The sequence below is a fragment of the Stenotrophomonas sp. P5_B8 genome, from assembly GCF_054049855.1.
The window spans coordinates 1-895 of record NZ_JBFULO010000773.1 but is presented as its reverse complement, the minus strand read 5'-3'; the positions used below and the strand labels follow the sequence as shown (position 1 = coordinate 895).

1 protein-coding gene is annotated in these 895 nt (G+C 63.8%); it reads right to left on the bottom strand.

Annotated elements, in window-relative coordinates; all coding sequences use genetic code 11:
* On the bottom strand, positions 1 to 895 hold an 895-nt coding region (locus ACXJKH_RS21365; RefSeq protein WP_457322383.1), incomplete at both ends, for an efflux RND transporter permease subunit.

The window sequence follows — 895 nt, the reverse complement described above, 5'->3', positions numbered from 1 at the left end:
GAGCCCCATCTGGCCCATGAAGAAAAACGTGGTGATGATCGACACCGGCAGCGACAGGCTGATCACGAACGTGCTCCAGCCATCGCGCAGGAACAGGAAGATGATCAGGATCGCCAGCAGGCCGCCGATCACCGCGTCTTTCTTGACGTCGCTGATGGCGTGTTCGATGAAGCGCGACTGGTCTTCGATGGTGGTCAGTTCGGCATCGCCGGGAATCTGCCCCTTGATCTGTTCCAGCTTGGTACGCAGCGCGGCGGCGGTGGCGACGGTGTTCGCATCGCCTTCCTTGTAGATCGCCAGTTCGACCGCTTCCTTCCCGCCCAGGCGGATGATCGCCTCGCGCTCTTTGTAGCCCTGGCGCACGCTGGCGACATCCTTCAACCGCACCGGCATACCGTTGGCGACGGTGGAGGAACTACTGCTGGATGCACTCTGCGCGGCCGAAGCGGCGGCGACGGCCGCATCCGAACCGGTGGACGCGGCGATCGCGAACATCTGCTGCATGGCCGCGTCGGCGGCACTGCCGTTGCTGCCTTGCGTGGTCACCAGCAGGTTGCGGATGTCGTCCAGGTCGGCGAACTGGTTGACGGTACGCACCAGGAAGCGCTGCGAGCCCTCCTCCAGGCGGCCGCCGGAAATATTGATGTTCTCTTCCTTGAGCCGCTTGATGACGGTGTCGATCGGCAGGTTGAGCTGGGCCAACTTCTGCTGGTCGATGTCGACCTGGATCTCGTCTTCCAGGCCACCGCCGACCTTGACCGCCGCCACGCCGGTGACCGGCTCCAGCTTCTTCTTCAGGTCCTCGTCGGCATAGCGACGCAGTTCGGTCAGCTGGCGCACCGCGTCGGCGTCGGTGGCGGCCTCCTTCTTTGCCGAAATCACCAGGCGCATGATC